Below are 20,094 nucleotides of genomic sequence, written 5' to 3'. Positions count from 1 at the left end.
ATATGCAAAAAGAGGGAGGTGAAATAAAGGAAATCATCAAAGAGGACATTTGGGGATCCATAAAGGAATTCCTGAACACGGGTTTTCATCTTGGAGAGGGTGAGAAATCCATTCATTTGACCATTGGACTGTTGCTGCTATTGGTGGTTTCGGTTGTGGTCACGAAATTTTTGCTTCAGTGGCTGCGGCATTTGCTCACACGAAAAATGGAACGTGAGGACAAGCAGAAGTTCTCCAGTGTGTTCAAGTTCATCAACTACGTGATCTATTTAGTGGTAGTGCTGGTAACCTTTAGCGCTGCCGGAATTGATATTACGCTGGTGATTACGGCATCGGCGGTCTTTTTCGTGGGGTTGGGACTGGCTCTACAAGAACTCTTCAAGGATGTTTTGGGAGGAATTTTTATTATTATCGATAAATCCCTGCAAGTAGGGGATGTGGTTGATGTGGATGGCAAAGTGGGCAAGATTTTTGAGATCAAGTTGCGCACCACCAGGGCCATAACCAGGGATGATAAGATAATAATCATTCCCAACCACAAGTTCATAAGCGACATCATGTATAATTATACCCAAAACCACAAGACCACCAGGGAGAGTGTTACGGTAGGTGTTGCTTATGGAAGTGATGTTGCCTTGGTGACCCAAATCTTGGAAGAGGTGGCCGCGGAACAAAGGCAGGTATTAAAAACACCAAAACCCTTTGTGCTTTTTGATGATTTTGGGGACTCTGCCCTATTGTTTTCCTTGAACTTCTATACCAATGATAGTTTTGGGGACCCAAAGATCAAAAGCGAAATGCGCTATAAAATTGACGCCAGATTTAGGGAAAACAAGGTTACCATACCCTTCCCACAACGCGATGTCCATATCTTTCAGAACCAAAAACATCAGGAAAAATAAAAACCTCAACCTTCCTTAAGCCCCTGTGTGGACTCATTGTCCTCCTAACGTTCCTGTTCCATTGCAGCATGGGGGCCCAGAGTACGGATATATTCAGGTTGGAATATTTAAATATTCCAGAAAACGATACGGGGATAAAGACCCAGCGTTACAAGATGCTCTTCAATCTGCCTATCAGGCTGAACGAGAGAAAGGATTACTTGGTCGCAGGGATGGAATACAATAGATTTGATATCGGCTATTCCCGCGATTTTGCGTTTGACAAAAGTGAGCTCATCCGGTTTCATGTGGCGGACCTTAACCTGGGCTTCATTACCAAATGGAACGAAAATTGGAATTTGGTCGCAATCGTAACGCCCAGACTGGCCTCCAATTTCACCAGCGGCACGCTGACGGATGATTTTTTCATAAATGCCACGGCTTCCTTTTGGAAGGAAAGCCCCACGGCCGACAAACCGTTCAGGATTGTGCTCGGGTTGTCCTTTAATAGCACCACGGGTCTTCCGGTACCTTTACCGATAATAAGTTATTATAGAAAGTTCCACCCAAAGTGGTCCTACAACTTGGGTATTCCCAAAACCAGCTTCCAGCATCATCTGGGCAAGAGGCATACATTGGAAATGGCATTATTCTTGGATGGATACTTCATAAATATCCAGGAAAACATTGTTTTGCCCGATGGACAATTGGCATCAAAAATATCGCTCTCGGCATTGCTTGCCACCGTTGGATATCAATACAATATATCCAAAAGGATGTCCTTTTTTGCCATGGCAGGAAGGTCCATAGAGCAGCAGGGGATATTGAGGGACGATAACCGCAAGAATGTTTTTTTGTTGAATGATGAGGCAAATCTTTATATTCGGACTGGTTTCAAAATAGGAATATTTTAAAATAACACAGTATGTCAAAAATTTTGGTGATAGAGGACGAATCGGCGATTAGAAGGGTATTGGTGAAAATATTGACCGAAGAGAACGACCATTATGAGGTTCAGGAAGCGGAAGATGGCCTGAAAGGCGTTGAAGCCATAAAAAAAGAAGATTATGATCTTGTACTGTGCGACATAAAAATGCCAAAAATGGATGGTGTGGAAGTATTGGAGGCAACCAAAAAGATTAAACCAGAGGTCCCATTCATCATGATTTCTGGCCATGGCGACCTGGATACTGCGGTGAACACCATGCGATTGGGTGCCTTTGACTATATTTCAAAACCACCAGATCTTAACCGATTGTTGACCACGGTCCGGAACGCATTGGACCGCAAGGAGTTGGTGGTTGAAAACAAGATCCTTAAAAAGAAGGTTTCCAAAAACTACGAGATGATCGGGGAAAGTTCGGAGATAGGAACCATAAAGGATATGATTGAAAAGGTGGCGCCCACGGACGCCCGTGTGTTGATTACCGGACCCAATGGGACTGGAAAAGAACTGGTGGCCCACTGGTTGCATCAAAAAAGTCCACGTTCCTCTGCACCTTTCATTGAGGTGAACTGTGCAGCAATTCCCTCCGAGTTGATAGAGAGCGAACTCTTTGGACATGTGAAAGGGGCATTTACCTCAGCAGTAAAGGACCGTGCAGGCAAGTTTGAGGCAGCCAATAAAGGGACTATTTTTTTGGATGAGATCGGGGATATGAGTCTTTCTGCCCAGGCCAAGGTACTCCGTGCCCTTCAGGAAAACAAAATTTCGAGGGTTGGGACCGATAAGGATATCAAGGTCGACGTTCGGGTTTTGGCCGCTACGAACAAGGATTTGAAAAAGGAAATTGAGGAAGGCCGGTTCAGGGAAGATCTGTACCATCGCTTGGCCGTGATTCTGATTCAGGTACCCTCCCTTAATGACAGAAGGGACGATATACCTTTGTTGATCAATCATTTTGCGGAAAAAATTGCCTTCGAACAAGGAACTGCACCAAAAACATTCTCCAAACAGGCCATCAAGTTATTGCAGGGCTATGACTGGACGGGCAATGTAAGGGAACTGCGCAACGTGGTGGAGCGCCTTATCATTCTGGGAGGAAAGGAAGTATCTGAAGAAGACGTGAAACTCTTTGCCAGCAAGTAAACTTATTCACTATCACTACAATCACCCAATTCGGAAAGGGCCTCCTTGGTAATTGTCCTAACACGGTTGTGATACTGTTTTTTGGCCTCGGACAATTCCGTATTCAATAGCGTCTCACTGGCCTCCACATGAATTTTGGTAATAAACTGCAGGGCTTCCTTGCAATCCACATCCGTGACAACCTTTTCCAGCGAAGATTCAAAGCCCAACAGGCAATTGTGAACCTTCTCCTTTAGATCACCATGCTGTGGCAAAAATATGTCGGTTTGTTTTTCAAGGGCTTCCTGCGTGTTCATGACCAAGATATCGCTACCCTGTATACTCGCGTAATCCTTTTCAAAGACCTGAAGAATTTTGATGCCTATAAGTGTATTGTCTAGAGCTGCGTGCAATGACTTTTTCGAAACTTCCGATGTTGGGGCCTTTGTGGCCAATTTCAAATCAAAAGCTGCATTTTTCAAACTTTCAATAGTGCCATCGCACCCACATTCGTCAAAATTTGATTTTGTTTTTTCAATACTCGCCAAGGCCTTGTAGGCAAAGTATTTTGACCTCTCAAAACCATCCGATAAAATGGCCGTCTCTATCTGTTCCTTAATATACTCAATATTGGAAATGGCATATTCACAAGCGTTCTTATTGCTGAAGGAAGACATAAGCCATAGGCTTATAACGCCAATAAGGAAGATGATAAGTAGGATAATTTTTCTTGTTTTCATTACGCTCGATTTGGGACTTCGCGTTCATGATTACATCTAAATTAGTTTAAGAATCATCTTACAAAATAAAAAAATCGACAAAAGCACCATCTAATCCCATCAACGGCACAAGTAATCCATAGAATGCACTTTTTTTCGGATGATTGAAGGAATGGACAAAAAAAGCTATCTTCAATCCCATGGAAAAATTTGAAATCGACACGTACAAGGTCCATGAAGGGATAAAACTTTCACAAGAAAGGACTTTGGAAGACTTGGGAAAATCGAATGATGAGCTCAAGAAAGACCTGGAGAAAATCAGGAAAGAACTGGGAGATTTTCAGGATACCCTTTATGCACATGGAAAATATGGGGTCTTGGTTTGTTTGCAGGGAATGGACACCGCGGGCAAGGACAGTTTGATCAGGGAAGTGTTCAAGGATTTCAATGCCCGGGGTGTTGTGGTGCATAGTTTTAAGGTACCGACACCAAGGGAACTCAAGCACGATTATTTGTGGCGGCACTATATCGTCCTGCCCGAAAGGGGTAAATTTTCTGTTTTCAACAGAACCCATTATGAAAACGTGCTGGTCACCCGAGTGCATCCCGAATACATTCTGGGCGAGAACATACCCGGAATTGAATCCGTTTCGGATATTGACCACAGTTTTTGGGAAGAACGCTTCAAGCAAATCAACAATTTTGAAAAACATATAGCCGAAAACGGCACTCTTATTTTCAAATTCTACCTCCATCTTTCCAAAGAGGAACAGCGACAGCGACTTTTACGGCGAATTAGGCTGAAACGCAAAAACTGGAAGTTTTCCCCAGATGACCTGAAAGAAAGGAAGTTGTGGGACAAGTACCAAGCCTGTTACGAGGAAGCCCTTAGAAAGACCTCCAAAGATCATGCGCCATGGTTTGTGATACCAGCTGATAACAAAAAGGCCGCTAGGGTCATAGTGGCCTCTATTCTCCTGAAAGCGTTAAAAAAATATGAAGATATCAAGGAACCCGAATTGGATGATGAAATAAAGGCTAACTTGGAAATGTTTAAACAACAATTGGAAAAATCAGCCGAATGAGAGGTATTGTACTTGTGGTTCTATTACTACTATCTGGGAGTGTTTTCTATGGACAGTCTGAGGATGAAAAACAAATAAGGGCAATCTATGATGCCGCACTGACCAAGGGCAAAGCCTATGATTGGCTCAATCATTTGTCCAATCAAATCGGTGGTAGGCTTTCAGGTTCCGTACAGGCCCAGCAGGCGGTCGACTATACCAGACAGCAGCTGGATTCCCTGGGGTTGGACCGCGTGTGGCTTCAGCCCGTTATGGTGCCCAAATGGGTAAGGGGCACCCCTGAATTTGCCTATATCGAAACCAAACCTGGACTCACGACCAATGTTCCCATCTGCGCATTGGGGGGCTCCGTGGCGACACCAGAAAAAGGAATAAAGGCCAATATCGTTGAAGTACAGGGTATTGCCGACCTTGAAAAACTGGGCAGGGAGAAAATTGAGGGTAAGATAGTTTTCTATAACCGTCCGATGGATCCCACCCAAATCAGCACATTTGCTGCGTATTCCGGCTGCGTGGACCAACGGTATTCCGGTGCCGAGGAAGCGGGAAAATATGGAGCATTGGGAGTCATTGTGCGCTCCATGAACCTGCGTTTGGACGATTATCCGCATACAGGCTCCATGAGTTATGGGGAAATTCCGGTGGAAAATCGCATCCCAGCGGCTGCAATCAGTACCAAAGGGGCCGAGTTGTTGAGTACCACTTTAAAACTTAATCCTAATATAAGCTTCTATTTTAAGCAGAGTTGTAAGCAACTTCCCGATGTGGAATCATACAATGTGATAGGCGAGATACGGGGCTCCACACATCCCGAGGAGATTATGGTCGTTGGGGGACATCTCGATTCTTGGGATCTTGGTGATGGCTCACATGATGATGGTGCCGGGTGCGTTCAGAGCATGGAAGTACTCAGATTGTTCAAGGAAACAGGCTATCGGCCCAAGCGCACACTACGTGTGGTACTCTTCATGAACGAGGAGAATGGACTCAGGGGAGGAAACAAATATGCCGAGGTGGCCCGAAGTAAAAACGAGCATCATGTTTTTGCATTGGAAAGTGATTCGGGCGGGTTTACCCCAAGGGGATTCTCTTTTGACTGTTCGGAAGAAAACCTGAAACAAATACAGAGTTGGAAACCGCTATTTGAACCTTATTTGATCCACATGTTTGTGGAAGGTTACAGCGGAGCCGATATTGGACCATTAAAAAATGAAGGATTGGTACTTGCTGGATTGCGGCCCGATTCCCAACGCTATTTTGATCATCACCATGCCGAAAATGACACTTTTGAGCATGTGAACAAGCGGGAACTGGAATTGGGGGCGGCAACTATGGCCAGCTTGGTGTATTTGATAGACAAATATGGTACCGTTCCACAATCCGTGATAAAGGGGTAATTGGTATATGGCCCAATCTATATGGTTGGCATGCGTAATTCAATCTGTACTAAAAGGGAGCTTTTTCCTGAACCATGCCCAATAGCCAAGTTATGTCTTCTGTGGATAATGTTTTCTTCAATACGGTCAAAACTCTGGGTAATCAGCTTTCTAAGCTTAAGCCCCATATTATGTGCGTTGGAACCTGTCGCAAAAATTTGGTCAAATTCCTCTGTATTTCCTAATTCTGTCATTTTTTTATTAAAAACATCAATTGTCAACAAATTTTTGATTCCATGTCCTTGCCCTGTCATGGTTTCTTAGGTCACAGTCATGGTCTATTGCCGCTTTTAATGTCAATAGCACCGACACCCAACCGGCATACACCTCCAAATACTCATCGTCCGGGATACCTTCGTTTACCAGAGTCAAATCGGTACCATTGTCCTTTGTTGCCTTCAAAGTGAACTTAACCTTGGAATTGAAATAATCAAGATGGAACTCCTTGTCTTTTTCCATATGAATTATTTTGCCCACATATACGTGTCCATTTGAAAAATGGAAATGTATGGCTCCTTCATGTTCTGGAGCCTTTTCAGCCCAAAATTTCTCACGTCCCTCTTGGGTTTCAAGATAGGCAAATACCTTTTCTGGCATGGACTTGAGATGTATTTTCCATTTTACCGTATTCATTGCTTTCTAAAAAAATGTGACTTCATTGGAGTGGGGCATTTATCATCAAGAAAGTAGTGAATTTTTGCGAAAACCGCCTCCTGATCCGCAGGATTCATGGCCTCATGTCTTCCTTTTGATCTATTGAAATTCTCCAAGCCATTCGATAATGCCCTTTAAAACCTTTACCTTTGCGGACTTTAACAGCAAACTATCAAAATAATCATAAAAAAATAGCATGGAGAACGGAATCTACGCAAAGTTCAATACAACAAAAGGAGAAATACTTGTAAAATTGACCCATGACAAAACTCCCGGAACGGTGGGCAATTTTGTGGCCTTGGCCGAAGGGGATATGGAAAATTCTGCAAAACCACAGGGCAAACCCTATTACGACGGATTGAAGTTCCATAGGGTAATTGCCGACTTTATGATACAGGGCGGATGTCCTTTGGGAACTGGAACCGGCGACCCCGGCTATAAGTTTGATGATGAGTTCCATCCTGATTTAGTGCACGATGCCCCCGGCGTTTTGTCCATGGCGAATGCGGGACCCGGAACCAACGGGAGCCAGTTTTTCATTACACATGGACCAACTCCTTGGTTGGATAACAAACATACCGTTTTTGGATATGTGGAACAAGGACAGGAGGTCGTGGACATCATTGCTCAGGGAGATACGATTAAGACACTGGAAATAGTTAGGGTAGGGGATGAAGCCCAAAATTGGAATGCAATCGAAGCTTTCAGGACCTTTGAGGGCGCCAGGGAAAAACGGATTGCCGAAGCCAAGGCGCAGGCAGAGGCTGAGTTGGAAGAACTTGCCGCTGGGTTTGACAAGACGCAAAGTGGACTTCGCTACAAACTTATTCAGGAAGGAAATGGCAAAAAAGCAGAAAAGGGAAAAACCGTTTCCGTACATTATGAAGGTTGTTTGTCCAACGGACAGGTTTTTGATTCATCCTATAAGAGAAACCAACCCATAGACTTTACCTTGGGTATTGGGCAAGTGATCCCTGGTTGGGACGAAGGTATTGGATTGCTCAAAGTAGGCGACAAGGCACGCTTTGTGATTCCTTCGCACTTGGCTTATGGCAGTGCAGGCGCTGGGGGTGTTATACCTCCCAATGCTACATTGATTTTTGATGTGGAACTAATGAAGGTGGGGTAAAACTACTGTCCAACAAAAAACATAAAGCTTCCAAACTTGGTTTGGGAGCTTTTATTTTGACCTATTCACACTTACCAAAAGCAAGCACAGGTTCAAAACAAGCAATAAAGACAAAATCGTAAAAAAAGTATTCATTGGTTATTGAATTGAGCTATCTGGCGTCTTTATACAATTGAATAACAACCGAACGCAAAAATACCCTACTATATTGCCCATCAATCTTTAAAGAACCGGGAATATGGAATGCATTAACCGACCTGAAATCATTTTTTAGAGTTGTTGACGCTCAACAAAAGTAGCAGTAGGTTAACAAGCAAGAGTAGTAGGAGTACTCCAAAGAAAGTATTCATACTTTGTTCATTTAATGGTTGTCGGGGAACAGTGTTCACAAGAATAGATTAAAAAAAATTCTAGGGTTGCGTCCAACCGTAAAAAATAAAAAACCCGAACGGCGGTTCGGGTCAATGGATTCTGTTTTTGGTATGTTTTGACTAGGTCGTAGGGTCAGGGGTCATGCGCAGATAGGGTTTGATTTCCTCAACGCCCTTGGTGAATATTTCCTTGGCTTCGTCAGTAGGAATGGAAGGGCTTACCACCACTTTTTCCCCATTCTTCCAGTTGGCCGGTGTGGCCACCTTATGGTGTGCCGTAAGTTGAAGCGAGTCGATTACCCGCAAAAGTTCATAGAAATTTCGTCCTGTTGATGCGGGATAGGTCAAAATCAGCTTCACCCTTTTATCCGGTCCTATGATGAAAACCGATCTTACCGTAAGGGTATCATCGGCATTAGGATGTATCATATCATACAGATCCGACACCTTTCGGTCCTCATCGGCTATGATGGGAAAGTTCACAACGGTGTTCTGTGTTTCGTTGATGTCCTTTATCCACTCGTGGTGCGAGGCCGCACCATCAACACTAAGAGCCATCATTTTTACATTTCTCTTATCAAATTCAGCCTTGAACTTGGCTGCTGTTCCAAGCTCTGTGGTGCAAACAGGAGTAAAATCCGCGGGATGCGAAAACAGAATGCCCCAGCCATCTCCAAGATAATCGTAGAAGTTTAGGGAGCCCTGTGAGGTCTCTGCAGTAAAGTCAGGGGCGACATCGCCCAATCTAATGGTTGCCATAGTGCTTTTTTATTGAATTAACATGAATACCCTACAAAATTAGTAGATAATAATCAAGTTTAGGTTTACAAGCGTTAAATGTCTATTAAAGTTTTGTTCTTCCAAATGATTTTGGTCATGCCGTTACCCTTAGCAACCGCAAAGTTTGTTACTTTTAAACATGGAAAAAGAAGTACTCAAACAACTGCGTTACCCCATTGGTCATTATCAAATACCCAGAACGATTACCGATGGTCACATTAAGGATTGGATATCGATTTTGGAGCATTTACCGGCCAAACTGGAGATGTTGGTGACCCCGCTATCTGCCAAACAATTGGAAACCCCGTATAGACCTGGTGGTTGGACCGTACGCCAATTGATACATCATATTGCTGACAGCCACCATCACAGTTATATTCGGTTTAAGTGGGCTTTGACGGAGGACAATCCGGTGATCAAGCCATATCGCGAAAAGGAGTGGTCCAACCTGTTCGATGCCAAATCGGCGCCCATACAAATTTCTTTGGATCATCTCAAGGCGGTGCATGCCAAGCTGGTTTATCTTTTAAAAGGACTTTCAAACGACGACCTACAGCGGGTGTTCACCCATCCTGAGGGAAACACGGTTACCACCCTTGCAGAAAATGTGGGGCGGTATGCATGGCATGGCTCTCACCATTTGGCCCATATCCAAAAGCTTGTTGAGAGGGAGGGTTGGTAGTCAAAGTTGCTTGGTGAGGATCCACATCGGCCTTTCCGCAGCTTTGGCACCTGGCAGCTTCAGTTCACTTTCTTTTTTGATTTTATATCCATTTTTTAGATAAAAATGGATGGGCTTTCCTTTTTGCATGGTATCCAGCCATACCACCTTTTTTTGGAGGTTCTTCGCAAAGCCCTCAATTAGCTGAAGCACCTTTTTTCCGATACCAAGTCCCGAAAATGATTTGAGCAAATAGATTTTTTGGGCCAAGAGGGCGTCTTTAGCAGAGATTTCATCCAGTTCTTGGTCCAAGATGAGTTTGACAATGCCCACTGGAATATTTTCAGTTTTTACCAAAAACAGGATCACATTGGAATCTTCCAGTTCCTTGTGCACTACATCATGTATGAAACTGCTCTGGAGGTAGGGGCTAGAATCCTCATTTTCCCAGAGATGCAAGTAGTGTTCACAATAGGATTGCTGGCCTACCTCAATGTAAGTACCAACAGTATCTTTTTGAACCAGCTCTAGAACAACCTTATTTTTCATGGGAATTTTCACCTCTTTCCGGACCATAAAAGAGCACCCAGGTGGCAAAATCATCCGAAAAGTCCTCAAACCGATGTTCCATGCCGGCTGGAACAAACAAAAAATCGCCTGGCCCAAAATCGATATGTTTTCCGTCCATCATGAACCGTCCATTCCCGGAGACCACCACATAGACTTCATCACGGGTGTGGGGTTGCTGCAGGTCCACCTTTTCCGGTTTGTATATTTCTACGGACAACGTTCCGTGTGTGAACAAGGTCAAAAAAGGAGAATCGACTTCGGATAATCGTTTGAGTGCTGTGTGCGGATTTATTTTCATTTATATTGCTTCAGTTTAGGCCCATTTAATGTTACAACCAATGCTGGGTTTCTGGTTTTGGTCTATTTTATTTCCCTCCAAGAGTGCATCCATTGCGTTTCGCAGATCGCTTCCAGATAGCGGGATGCCATTTCCCGGCCTGGAATCATCAAGTTGTCCACGGTACACCAGTTCCAAATGTGCATCAAAAAGATAAAAATCGGGAGTACAGGCTGCATCATAGGCCCTCGCAACTTCCTGGGTTTCATCATATAAATAGGGAAAGGTATACCCTTCTTCCTGGGCCCTTACCTTCATCAAATGGGGGGCATCCTGTGGATAGTTGACCACATCGTTGCTTGAAATGGCCACAAAGCCAATACCCTTCTTCTGATATTCACGCCCCAGTTTGGAAATCTCCGGATTCACGTGGATAACAAAGGGGCAATGGTTGCAGATGAACATGACCACGGTGCCCTTGTTACCTTTAAGGGTATCCAAAGAGCAAAGAGTATCAGATACGGTATCCAACAATTCAAAATCGGGGGCCTTGGTGCCCAAAGGGAGCATGTTACTCGGTGTACGTGCCATATTGTCCTTTTTTGGAATACTAAAATTATGAAATTACGGGAGTTTGATCCTTAAAACAAGGCTAAAGCTCAGAATTGCAGGAATCCTGTATCTTGTAAACCAAATTTTCTATTCTTGGAGCAAATTATAGACAGCGTTCACATCAATTTTGATGAAAAGTCCCTTTGGACCCTAAATCTGGCCTTGGCACTGGTCATGTTTGGTATTGCCCTCGAAATTTCATGGGATGACTTCAAACGCCTCTTGAAGACTCCAAAACCGGTACTTACCGGTGTACTATGTCAGTTTTTGGCATTACCCGCGCTTACATTTGGCTTGGTATGGTTTTTTGAACCCATTCCCAGCATGGCTTTGGGCATGTTCATGGTTGCCGCTTGCCCTGGGGGCAATGTCTCCAATTTCTTTACACATTTGTCCAAGGGGAATGCAGCGCTGTCCGTGACCCTCACTGCGATTGCCACCTTGATGGCGATTTTTATGACACCATTCAACCTGAATTTATGGGGAGGGCTATATGGTCCAACGGCATCCATTTTGAGACAGGTTTCCATTTCTCCTGCGGAAATGATAAAGCTTGTGGCACTTCTACTTGGTGTTCCGTTGGTTTTGGGAATGTTGGTGAACCATTATCGACCCAAAATAGCTCAAAAACTGGCCAAAGGATTTAAAGTGGGTTCCTTATTGTTTTTTGTGATGCTGGTATGTTTGGCGCTATATAAGAACAAAGATATTTTTATGGAATATGTGCTCTACGTTTTTTGGCTGGTAATGGTGCACAATCTGGTGGCGCTGCTCACCGGGTTCTCGATTGCCAAGGCGGTTGGTCTCTCACGGGAAAACGTTCGCTGTATCACTATTGAGACTGGTATCCAAAACTCAGGATTGGGCTTGTTGTTGATTTTTACTTTTTTTGATGGTTTGGGTGGCATGGCCCTGCTTACTGCTTTTTGGGGAATCTGGCATTTGGTTTCCGGACTGGTTCTCGGCAGTATTTGGGGTTTCCGGCCGGTTGAAAAAGAAGAGCTGGTGTGAAGCAACTGGGATATTATTTGATAAAATTATGGGCGTCTGCGGGACTTTTTTGTTACTACAAACGCATCAAGGTAGTTGGTGCAGCGCACGTTCCCACAAATAAGCCGGTTCTTTTTCTATCCAATCATCAAAACGCATTGCTTGATGTGCTTTTGATTGCCACTCGGTGTAGAAGAAAGCCATGGTTTTTGGCCCGTTCCGATATTTTTGCTAACCCAATATTGCAGTCAGGTTTTTCCTTTTTGCAAATGTTGCCCATTTATAGGCTACGGGATGGTAGGGCCAATCTGACCAAAAACGGACCAATTTTTGAGCTATGCGCCAGTCTTCTTGCCAATGGAGAAGCCATTGTGTTGTTCCCAGAGGCAAACCATAGTTTAAGACGCAGGGTGAGGCCCCTGAGCAAAGGATTTACCAGGGTTGTGCTGGCAGCTTTGGAAAAATATCCCAATTTGGACCTGCAATTGGTGGCCATTGGCCAGAACTATGCCCATCCTACCCAAGCCGGTGATTCGGCCACCCTTCATTTTGGGAAGCCGATTTCAGTACAACAGCATTTGGGAGCGGATAATTTTGTTTCGGAGTTACGACAGGCAGTATTCGATAGCCTTACAGGGTTGACCACCCATATTCCGGAAGATTTGTACGATGATGTGACTGAGAGGATAGGGGAGAACGGCAATATTTATCTTGATCCAGCAAAGGTAAATACCATGGTTAATGACAACGCATATCTTCAATCGGGGAATTTAAAAACACAACCTACCAATTGGCTTTTAAGACGTGTTTTTGTTTTATGGAACCTTCCCATGGTCATGCTTTGGCGTATGTTTCTTAAGCCCAGGGTCCCGGAGGAGGAATTTATGGCCACTTTCCGAATTGGATTTGCACTCCTTATATATCCCCTATTTTATTTGCTCGGCTTTTTGGTGCTTTGGAATTTGGACCAAGCAAAAACGGCATGCCTTTTTGTTTTGGGCCATGCCGTTGTCAATATGGTGCTGGTAAAAATGGGAATCACATCATCTTCCCAAAGAAAATAGCGTTCATCAACAATTTGTTGGTACCGTACCAAAAGGCCCTAAAGTTGGTATTGTCCGTAAACAGGATAACCCTGCCTTTCCCTACTTTTTTTACCTTGAAGGGCACACTGTTTTTTATGAGTTCGGCATTTTCCTCGGAAACATAACCGCTCAGTAAGGGTTTGTCCGTGTATTGGATGGGATTGTCATAGCTGTTCTTTTCAGGTTCCAAGTAGATGTTGTTGTTTCGGAACAAAGCCAGTCTATCATTTTTATAGCCATAATTTATGGGGTGGGAGCGGTCCAATTGGGCTTCAAAAATTGCTCCGCCGGTAACCTGTGCTCCTGTAAAATCATCTTTTTTGTCAAACGGGATGCTTTTGGCCACCAAGGTATCCTTTCGTATTTCCAGTTCCATCAGCTTGTTTTGCTTGAACCAATTGGCCATGTCCCGATATCCAATGACCGTTCCACCACTTTTCACCCAGTCCATAATCTTTTCCGCACTTTTTTCATTCAACTCGGAACCCCCGCCCCATCCCGTGCTTGGCAGTATCAGGTCGGTGTATTTGTCCAAATCAACATCGTTGAAGTGACGGGAGTCGATTTTGGTGATTTGCATATCGTAACGAATATCGAACAGATGCCATATTTCACCGGCATCATAGGAACGCACACCGTCACCCACCAGAATGGCCACTTTTTGTTTTTGGATTGGATCAAAATCGTTACTCCCCAAATCAATCCCCTGTGCAAGCCCCGTGGATACTGCCGTAATCTCGATATGACTTTCCTGTGCGGCGGCATTCAGGAAATCATACAGCTCTTCAGGACTTAGTTTTTGATTGTGCACGGGAATCATGATGGTGCCGTAGTCATAACTTTTGGCTTCCACCTGAAAAGGGGATTTAGCCACCTTGGCCCGCAATCCTTTGTTCAAAATTTTATTCAATGCCTTAGGCGTGTAGTATTCATTCCATGGAAAAAGGTAGGCGTATTGGCTTCTTTTGTCCACTCCGCCATCGGGCATTTTTAAATCGGTGACCACAGGCCCGGCATTGGAAAGTGAATTCAAATAGGTATAATCCACATTAAATGCCAAGGGAAAGGTCCATGCCGAAACATCATAGAAAAGACTGTCGGCAAAGGTGGTACGCATATCGAACATGGCCTGCACCAACCTTGGGTTCTTTTGGTCCATAGGAACCACGTAGCTATATCCTTTTTGGTAGGTTTTACCATTGAGCGTTACATCTTGGGCCAGTTCGTGAAAGGTAATCTTGTGCCTTTTTAAAATCTCTGCCAAGTGCCGTGTTTTGGCCGCATCTTTATTATCGCCGAACAGAATGCCCCTTACCTTGCTGCGGGAACCTTCGGCCCGCATGTCCGTATAGAACTGATTTTGGTAATTGAGTAGTTTTACACGCATGTTTTTAGCAGCTTCAATGGTTGAAAGTGCGGTAGTGAATTGGTTTCTGATGGTGAACGGAAATGTTAGCAAGCCGTTCTCACTTTTCTGCACGTGTCCACGGGAACTGCCCTGTTCAAAAAGAATGCCTATGCCTCCATTGACATCGGGAAAGGTCGAACCCTTGCCATAATAATAGTCATCATAATTCTCTTCGGAATAATAGAGGGAACCTATCCCATCCAATGCTTTCGCATGATAGGTGCCGATTTCTTTGGTCAGCTCCTGATTGATTTTTGGAGTGAGGGGATGCACCCTTGAAGGTTCTCCAGGTTGAAAAAAGAACGTACTGTTGGTCCCCATTTCATGGTGGTCTGTCAATATATTGGGCAACCAATTGTGAAAGGTCTCTATCCGGGCCTTGCTTTCTGGTAACTGTACGGGCAACCAATCACGGTTCATATCGAACCAATAATGATTGGTGCGCCCACCTGGCCAAACCTCGTGGTATTCCCGTTCATTTGGATCAGGATTTAGGTTTTGGCTTTTGTGGACATTGGCCCAATAGGCAAAACGCTGCAAACCATCAGGATTGAAACTTGGGTCCAGAAGAATCACCATATCGTCCAACATGGTTTCAATTTCCGGTCCTTGGGCGGCTGCCAAATAATAGACATAGGCCAAACTGGCATTGGAACCACTGGCCTCATTCCCGTGAATGGAAAACCCCTGGTAGACCACGATGGGCATATCGGCCACATCAACGGTATTGTTGCCTTCTGTCATTGCAATATGTTGTTCCCTGATGGTTTCCAGATTTTGATGGTTTTTAGGGGAGGTCACCGTCAGCAAAACCAAAGGTCTTCCCTCATAGGTAGTGCCGCGGTTTTCTAAGGTGATTCTATCGCTGGAGGCGGCTATTTGCTGCATATAAAAAACCAGCTTGTCATGGGTTACATGCCATTCGCCCACTTCATGGCCAATAATGTCCGCAGGTTTGGGGATATTTGGGTTGTAGGACACGTTTTTGGGAATGTAATAATCGAGGGAAATTTCTTGTGAGGTCAGATTCAGGCAGAAGCATACAGCCAGGAAGAGCGTGTACAATCGTTTCATATAGGTTCGTTTGAATTAGTCTTTGCTAAAAATAAAAAACGGCCTGTGCAATACAGGCCGTTTTTTGGTTTTTTTATGAATTATTCATCAGATATCATCAAAATCCACATCGGTGAAGTTACCGGATGATTCACCGTTCTGCTCTGCCTCATCATCTTCTTTTTTGAAGTTTTTTTGGTGACGCTCGGAAATAACCTCGGAACCTTTCTCATCGATGATGTAGTCCATCATCTCCTCCATAATCTCCCTAAAGGCCTCAAAATCTTCCTTATAAAGGTAAATTTTGTGTTTTTTATAATGAAAGGAGCCATCATCGTGGGTAAACTTCTTGCTTTCGGTGATGGTTAAATAGTAATCTCCGGCCTTTGTGCTCCTAACATCAAAAAAGTAGGTTCTTCTCCCTGCACGCAGCACTTTGGAGTAAATCTCTTCCTGATCCATGATATCTTTCTCGCTCATATGGTGTAGTGTATGTTTGTTGCAATGTTGAATAATTCAACCAAAAATGTAAAAAAAAAGCTAATCCAGCAACTTTTTTGCTATTCTTTCTCTGAGAGTTGGCTGAGGTAGAGTTCTTTATAATAGCCATCCACACTGTTCAATTCGTCGTGGGAACCTTCTTGTATGATCCCACCGTTTTCCAGCACGATGATTTTGTCGGCATTCTTTGCTGAAGATACTCTGTGGCTGACTATCAACGTGGTTTTGTTCTCTGAAAGTTGCTTAAGGTTGTTCAAGATTTCCTCCTCCGTCTCTGTGTCAACAGCGGAAAGACAGTCATCAAAAAGATATATCTTGGGATTTTTGAGCAGTGCCCGCGCAATGGATACCCGCTGTTTTTGTCCACCACTCAGCGTAATGCCCCGTTCCCCCAGAATGGTGTTGTATTTTTTGGCAAAGCCCTCAATGTTCTTGTGGACTACCGCTTTTTTAGCCGCATCCTTGATTTCTTCCAAAGTGGCCGCCTCATCCCCGAACCGGATGTTGTTCTCAATGGTATCAGAAAAGAGAAAGGCATCTTGGGGTACGGCACCGATGGCACTTCGCAGACTGTTTAGGTTGAGCTCCCGTATAGGTTTTCCGTCAATCAGTACCTCACCAGAGGTGGTATCGTACAAACGGGCCACCAGATCCAATATGGTTGACTTGCCCGAGCCCGTTTTGCCCAAAAAGGCCACAGTTTCCCCGGCCTTTATCTTAAAGGAAATATTGTTCAAGGCCGTGATATTGGTATCCTCATAGGTGAATGTTACATTTTTGAACTCAATATCACCTTTTATGGGCGTGCTTTTGGCAACTTCATTTTTTATGGAAGGCTCCACCTTCAAAAACTCATTGATCCTTTTTTGGGAGGCTTCCGCTGTCTGGACTATGGAGGTGAGCCAACCAACGATAGCGACCGGCCATGTGAGCATATTTACGTAGAGGATAAATTCTGCAATAATTCCTATGGAAGCAATTTCACCATTAATGTATTGCTTGCCCCCAATGTAGATGACAAAAATGTTGCTGATTCCGATAAGAAGGATCATCAATGGAAAAAACCAGGCGTTCACCTTGGCCAGATCCATACTCGTGTCCTTTCCTTTTTGCGCCAAATCGCGGATCTCGGTATTAATTTTAGGCTCCAGGCCATAGGCCTTGATCACCGCAACACCGGAAAACGATTCCTGGGTAAAGGTGGAAAGCGTGGAAAGAAACTCCTGGACCTTGGTGCTCCTTTTATGGATGATTTTGCTGATTTGATATATCAGAACTGATAAAATGGGCAGTGGGAGCAAAGTATAGGCGGCCAGGGTTGGCGCTTTAATGAACATGAGGGGAATCAGGCAAACAAAAAGCGTAAGGGTCTGTATGCCGTACATGATCGCCGGTCCTCCGTACATACGCACCTGGTTGATGTCCTCACTAATACGGTTCATCAAATCGCCGATGCGGTTTTTCTTGTAAAAATTCAGGTTCAGGACTTGATAATGATCAAAAACCTCATTCTTCAGGTCATATTCAATATAACGGGAAACATTGATAATGGTCTGTCGCATCAAAAATGTGAACAACCCCGACAATATGGCCGCCCCGATTATGATCAATATGTATTGGAACAACAGCTCCTTGGCCTCGGGCATGGAGATGCTATCGCTGAAGAAATTTTCAATCGCCTGTATGGATTTATTCACGTAGGAAGGCATTACCAACGAAAAAACCCGGGCAATTATGGTGATGAATATTCCAAGCAGCAGCTTAAACCAGTATTTTTTGAAGTATTTGTTAAGGTGCTTTAGTTCCTTCATGAAGGGAGAAAATGGTTAAAAAAGTTTGACCATCCGGCAAATATATGCCTTTGCCCACAAAGTAAATGTTATAAAACTGATAAGAAAACCGTTTTGGTGCAGCAAGATTGAAATATAAGATTACTTTTGCCCTGTAAAAGCCAAAAACGACTTTAAAAGTTCTTTAAAAAATGCTGACCCGAAGGCATATCAGAGTAAAAGTGATGCAATGCATCTACGCCCTTGTCCAATCCAAGGATGACTCTTTGGAGAAACAGGAGAAGTTTCTCAAAATGAGCATAGACAACATGTACGTGCTCTACCTGCTTATTTTGAGTCTTTTGGTGGAACTGCACCGCATGGCGCAAAAACATGCCAGCCATGCATCAAAAAAATATTTGGCCACTGCGGAGGACGACTATCCGGACCCAGAGAAATTCATCAAAAACAGATTGCTGCAACAAATTTCCAATAACCGATTGTTGCAGGAAGCGCTATCCAAAAGAAAGCTGAACAACTGGTATCTGAACGACGAATATGTGAAGATACTGTACAAGGAAATCATTTCCAGCGATATTTATAAAGCCTATATGACCAATGGGCACGACGATTATGAAGATGACAGGGAATTGGTGCTGCAACTTTTTAAGAACATCATTGCACCCAATGAAAAAATCTATGATTACTTTGAGGATGACAAACTCACATGGGTAGATGACCTTCCCATAGTCAACACCTATTTGGTAAAGCGCCTGCGGAAAACAAATGAGTCAACAAGGGAAAGTTTCTTTTTGCCACCCTTGCTCAAGGACGAGCAAGACATGGTCTATGCCAATCAGTTATTGGTAAAAACCTTGCTCAACGATGCAAAATGGGAAGAGGAGATAGAGGGGAAGACTCCCAACTGGGACAATGACCGAATTGCCGAAATTGACTCCATCATCCTAAAAATGGCCATTTGTGAACTGCTGAACTTCCATACCATACCCGAGAAAGTGACGCTGAACGAGTATCTGGAAATAGCCAAGGAATATTCCACACCCAAGAGCAGCATCTTTATCAATGGGGTCTTGGACAAGTTGGCAAAGGAGTACAAGGCAGATGGAAGACTACAAAAAATTGGTCGGGGGCTGCATTAAACAATATTTGATTAATTTTGAAAAAAATAATTTAATACCATGAAGAGAATAACAACAGTATTGAGTTTGATCATGGCCGTGTCCGTGATCGGTGTTTCCTGTAAGGACAAGGCATCCAACAAAGTGGTGGCCGATAACGTGGCAACTGCCAATGACAGGGATGAAGCACAGAAACAATTACCTGTAATGACTTTCGAGAAATCCGAACACGATTTTGGCACTATCGAGAGTGGAACCCCACAAGAAACAACCTTTAAGTTTACCAATACGGGCAATGCCCCATTGATTATCACAGATGCCAAGAGCAGCTGTGGTTGTACCGTTCCCGAATACCCAAGAAACACGCCGATAGCTCCGGGAGAATCTGGTGAGTTGTTGGTGAAATTCAACGGTTCTGGACAAAATCAGGTGACTAAAACAGTAACGGTTACTGCCAACACGGAAAAAGGCACTGAGCTTTTGAGAATCAAAGCATTTGTAAATGCACCATCGTCCACACCTGCTGGACCGGTAAAATAGGATATTTTTTAAATGGGAAATATAGGAGATTTTTTACCGCTGATATTGATTTTTGCCGTTGCGTATTTTTTTATGATACGCCCGCAAATCAAACGTCAGAAGGATGAGAAGAAATTTGCATCGGAGTTAAAAAAGGGAGACCGCATCATTACCAAGAGTGGGCTGCACGGTAAGATTTTGGAGTTGAATGACAAGGATTATTCCTGTATCATCGAAACCATGGCCGGTCGCCTTAAGTTTGACCGTTCCGCCATTTCCATGGAAATGAGCAAAAAATTAAATGCTCCCGCAAAGAAATAGATTTAAAAATTTTAATAAAATTAAAAAGCGCCTTAACGGCGCTTTTTTTTATCTATAACCATCATT

The 20,094-nt window shown here is 43.8% G+C and carries 22 protein-coding genes; 12 read left to right on the top strand and 10 right to left on the bottom strand.

Going from position 1 to position 20,094, the window contains the following annotated elements; genetic code table 11:
* The first annotated feature begins 2 nt into the window (after nucleotides 1-2).
* The 3 genes from K7G75_RS13300 (at nucleotide 3) to K7G75_RS13290 (ending at nucleotide 2,970) form a co-directional block, all read left to right on the top strand.
* On the top strand, nucleotides 3-902 hold the full coding sequence (locus K7G75_RS13300; protein ID WP_222984729.1) for a mechanosensitive ion channel family protein: 900 nt from the start codon (nucleotides 3-5) through the stop codon (nucleotides 900-902).
* A 68-nt stretch (nucleotides 903-970) separates the two neighbouring features.
* Entirely contained in the window at nucleotides 971-1,795 is an 825-nt protein-coding gene (locus K7G75_RS13295) for a DUF6268 family outer membrane beta-barrel protein (RefSeq protein WP_222984728.1), read from the top strand.
* An 11-nt stretch (nucleotides 1,796-1,806) separates the two neighbouring features.
* Complete coding sequence (locus K7G75_RS13290) at nucleotides 1,807-2,970, top strand: sigma-54-dependent transcriptional regulator (RefSeq protein ID WP_222984727.1); 1,164 nt, start codon at nucleotides 1,807-1,809, stop codon at nucleotides 2,968-2,970.
* A 2-nt stretch (nucleotides 2,971-2,972) separates the two neighbouring features.
* Here K7G75_RS13290 and K7G75_RS13285 read toward each other — a convergent pair whose 3' ends face one another.
* Nucleotides 2,973-3,689: a hypothetical protein gene (locus K7G75_RS13285; protein WP_222984726.1), complete on the bottom strand. Its 717-nt coding sequence runs from the start codon at nucleotides 3,687-3,689 to the stop codon at nucleotides 2,973-2,975.
* Between the two features lie 179 nt (nucleotides 3,690-3,868).
* Between K7G75_RS13285 and K7G75_RS13280 the strand changes: the two genes are divergently transcribed.
* The gene (locus K7G75_RS13280) at nucleotides 3,869-4,753 is read left to right on the top strand and encodes a PPK2 family polyphosphate kinase (RefSeq protein ID WP_222984725.1); all 885 of its coding nucleotides are present in this window, start codon (nucleotides 3,869-3,871) and stop codon (nucleotides 4,751-4,753) included.
* Entirely contained in the window at nucleotides 4,750-6,150 is a 1,401-nt protein-coding gene (locus K7G75_RS13275) for a M20/M25/M40 family metallo-hydrolase (protein ID WP_222984724.1), read from the top strand. Before K7G75_RS13280 ends, K7G75_RS13275 begins: the two co-directional genes overlap by 4 nt.
* A 17-nt stretch (nucleotides 6,151-6,167) precedes the next feature.
* Here K7G75_RS13275 and K7G75_RS13270 read toward each other — a convergent pair whose 3' ends face one another.
* A complete protein-coding gene (locus K7G75_RS13270; protein ID WP_222984723.1) occupies nucleotides 6,168-6,383 on the bottom strand; it encodes a hypothetical protein in 216 nt (71 codons plus the stop codon).
* Nucleotides 6,384-6,399: 16 nt separating this feature from the next.
* On the bottom strand, nucleotides 6,400-6,786 hold the full coding sequence (locus K7G75_RS13265) for an SRPBCC family protein (protein WP_222984722.1): 387 nt from the start codon (nucleotides 6,784-6,786) through the stop codon (nucleotides 6,400-6,402).
* 253 nt (nucleotides 6,787-7,039) lie between these two features.
* Between K7G75_RS13265 and K7G75_RS13260 the strand changes: the two genes are divergently transcribed.
* The gene (locus tag K7G75_RS13260; protein ID WP_222984721.1) at nucleotides 7,040-7,972 is read left to right on the top strand and encodes a peptidylprolyl isomerase; all 933 of its coding nucleotides are present in this window, start codon (nucleotides 7,040-7,042) and stop codon (nucleotides 7,970-7,972) included.
* Nucleotides 7,973-8,463: 491 nt separating this feature from the next.
* On the opposite strand, the gene K7G75_RS13255 is transcribed toward K7G75_RS13260, so the two are convergent.
* Complete coding sequence (locus K7G75_RS13255; protein WP_222984720.1) at nucleotides 8,464-9,102, bottom strand: peroxiredoxin; 639 nt, start codon at nucleotides 9,100-9,102, stop codon at nucleotides 8,464-8,466.
* 160 nt (nucleotides 9,103-9,262) lie between these two features.
* Here K7G75_RS13255 and K7G75_RS13250 point away from each other — a divergent pair, with 160 nt between their 5' ends.
* Complete coding sequence (locus K7G75_RS13250) at nucleotides 9,263-9,805, top strand: YfiT family bacillithiol transferase (RefSeq protein WP_222984719.1); 543 nt, start codon at nucleotides 9,263-9,265, stop codon at nucleotides 9,803-9,805.
* Here the strand turns inward: K7G75_RS13250 and K7G75_RS13245 are convergent, their stop codons facing one another.
* The 3 genes from K7G75_RS13245 to K7G75_RS13235 are packed head-to-tail and all read right to left on the bottom strand — an operon-like array spanning nucleotide 9,806 to nucleotide 11,222.
* A complete protein-coding gene (locus K7G75_RS13245; protein ID WP_222984718.1) occupies nucleotides 9,806-10,333 on the bottom strand; it encodes a GNAT family N-acetyltransferase in 528 nt (175 codons plus the stop codon).
* Nucleotides 10,323-10,652: a cupin domain-containing protein gene (locus K7G75_RS13240; RefSeq protein WP_222984717.1), complete on the bottom strand. Its 330-nt coding sequence runs from the start codon at nucleotides 10,650-10,652 to the stop codon at nucleotides 10,323-10,325. The genes K7G75_RS13245 and K7G75_RS13240 overlap by 11 nt, the downstream gene beginning before the upstream one ends.
* 15 nt (nucleotides 10,653-10,667) lie before the next feature.
* Nucleotides 10,668-11,222 carry a thioredoxin family protein gene (locus tag K7G75_RS13235; protein ID WP_222984716.1) on the bottom strand — a complete coding sequence of 185 codons (555 nt, stop codon included), beginning with the start codon at nucleotides 11,220-11,222 and terminating at the stop codon, nucleotides 10,668-10,670.
* 114 nt (nucleotides 11,223-11,336) lie between these two features.
* On the opposite strand from K7G75_RS13235, the gene K7G75_RS13230 reads away from it, so the two are divergent.
* Both K7G75_RS13230 and K7G75_RS13225 read left to right on the top strand, forming a co-directional pair.
* Nucleotides 11,337-12,254, top strand: a complete 918-nt coding sequence (locus K7G75_RS13230; RefSeq protein WP_222984715.1) for a bile acid:sodium symporter family protein — start codon at nucleotides 11,337-11,339, stop codon at nucleotides 12,252-12,254.
* Complete coding sequence (locus K7G75_RS13225) at nucleotides 12,251-13,297, top strand: lysophospholipid acyltransferase family protein (RefSeq protein ID WP_222984714.1); 1,047 nt, start codon at nucleotides 12,251-12,253, stop codon at nucleotides 13,295-13,297. The genes K7G75_RS13230 and K7G75_RS13225 overlap by 4 nt, the downstream gene beginning before the upstream one ends.
* On the opposite strand, the gene K7G75_RS13220 is transcribed toward K7G75_RS13225, so the two are convergent.
* The 3 genes from K7G75_RS13220 to K7G75_RS13210 form a co-directional block, all read right to left on the bottom strand.
* Nucleotides 13,272-15,800, bottom strand: coding sequence for a M14 metallopeptidase family protein (locus K7G75_RS13220; protein WP_222984713.1), 2,529 nt, complete (start codon nucleotides 15,798-15,800; stop codon nucleotides 13,272-13,274). The genes K7G75_RS13225 and K7G75_RS13220 overlap by 26 nt on opposite strands.
* A gap of 87 nt (nucleotides 15,801-15,887) precedes the next feature.
* Nucleotides 15,888-16,259, bottom strand: a complete 372-nt coding sequence (locus K7G75_RS13215; RefSeq protein ID WP_222984712.1) for a PUR family DNA/RNA-binding protein — start codon at nucleotides 16,257-16,259, stop codon at nucleotides 15,888-15,890.
* Nucleotides 16,260-16,339: 80 nt separating this feature from the next.
* Nucleotides 16,340-18,091, bottom strand: coding sequence for an ABC transporter ATP-binding protein (locus K7G75_RS13210; RefSeq protein ID WP_222984711.1), 1,752 nt, complete (start codon nucleotides 18,089-18,091; stop codon nucleotides 16,340-16,342).
* A 170-nt stretch (nucleotides 18,092-18,261) separates the two neighbouring features.
* Here K7G75_RS13210 and nusB point away from each other — a divergent pair, with 170 nt between their 5' ends.
* Genes nusB through yajC form a run of 3 tightly spaced genes read left to right on the top strand, consistent with a single transcriptional unit; the run spans nucleotide 18,262 to nucleotide 20,028 of the window.
* On the top strand, nucleotides 18,262-19,209 hold the full coding sequence (nusB, locus tag K7G75_RS13205; protein ID WP_222984710.1) for a transcription antitermination factor NusB: 948 nt from the start codon (nucleotides 18,262-18,264) through the stop codon (nucleotides 19,207-19,209).
* 39 nt (nucleotides 19,210-19,248) lie between these two features.
* Nucleotides 19,249-19,728, top strand: a complete 480-nt coding sequence (locus K7G75_RS13200) for a DUF1573 domain-containing protein (RefSeq protein ID WP_222984709.1) — start codon at nucleotides 19,249-19,251, stop codon at nucleotides 19,726-19,728.
* A gap of 12 nt (nucleotides 19,729-19,740) precedes the next feature.
* On the top strand, nucleotides 19,741-20,028 hold the full coding sequence (gene yajC / locus K7G75_RS13195) for a preprotein translocase subunit YajC (protein WP_222984708.1): 288 nt from the start codon (nucleotides 19,741-19,743) through the stop codon (nucleotides 20,026-20,028).
* The last annotated feature ends 66 nt before the right edge of the window (nucleotides 20,029-20,094 follow it).

The sequence above is a fragment of the Flagellimonas meishanensis genome, from assembly GCF_019880545.1.
GTDB lineage: Bacteria > Bacteroidota > Bacteroidia > Flavobacteriales > Flavobacteriaceae > Flagellimonas > Flagellimonas meishanensis.
Note: the sequence above shows the minus strand (reverse complement) of the source record. Positions and strands in the feature narration are given on the sequence as shown.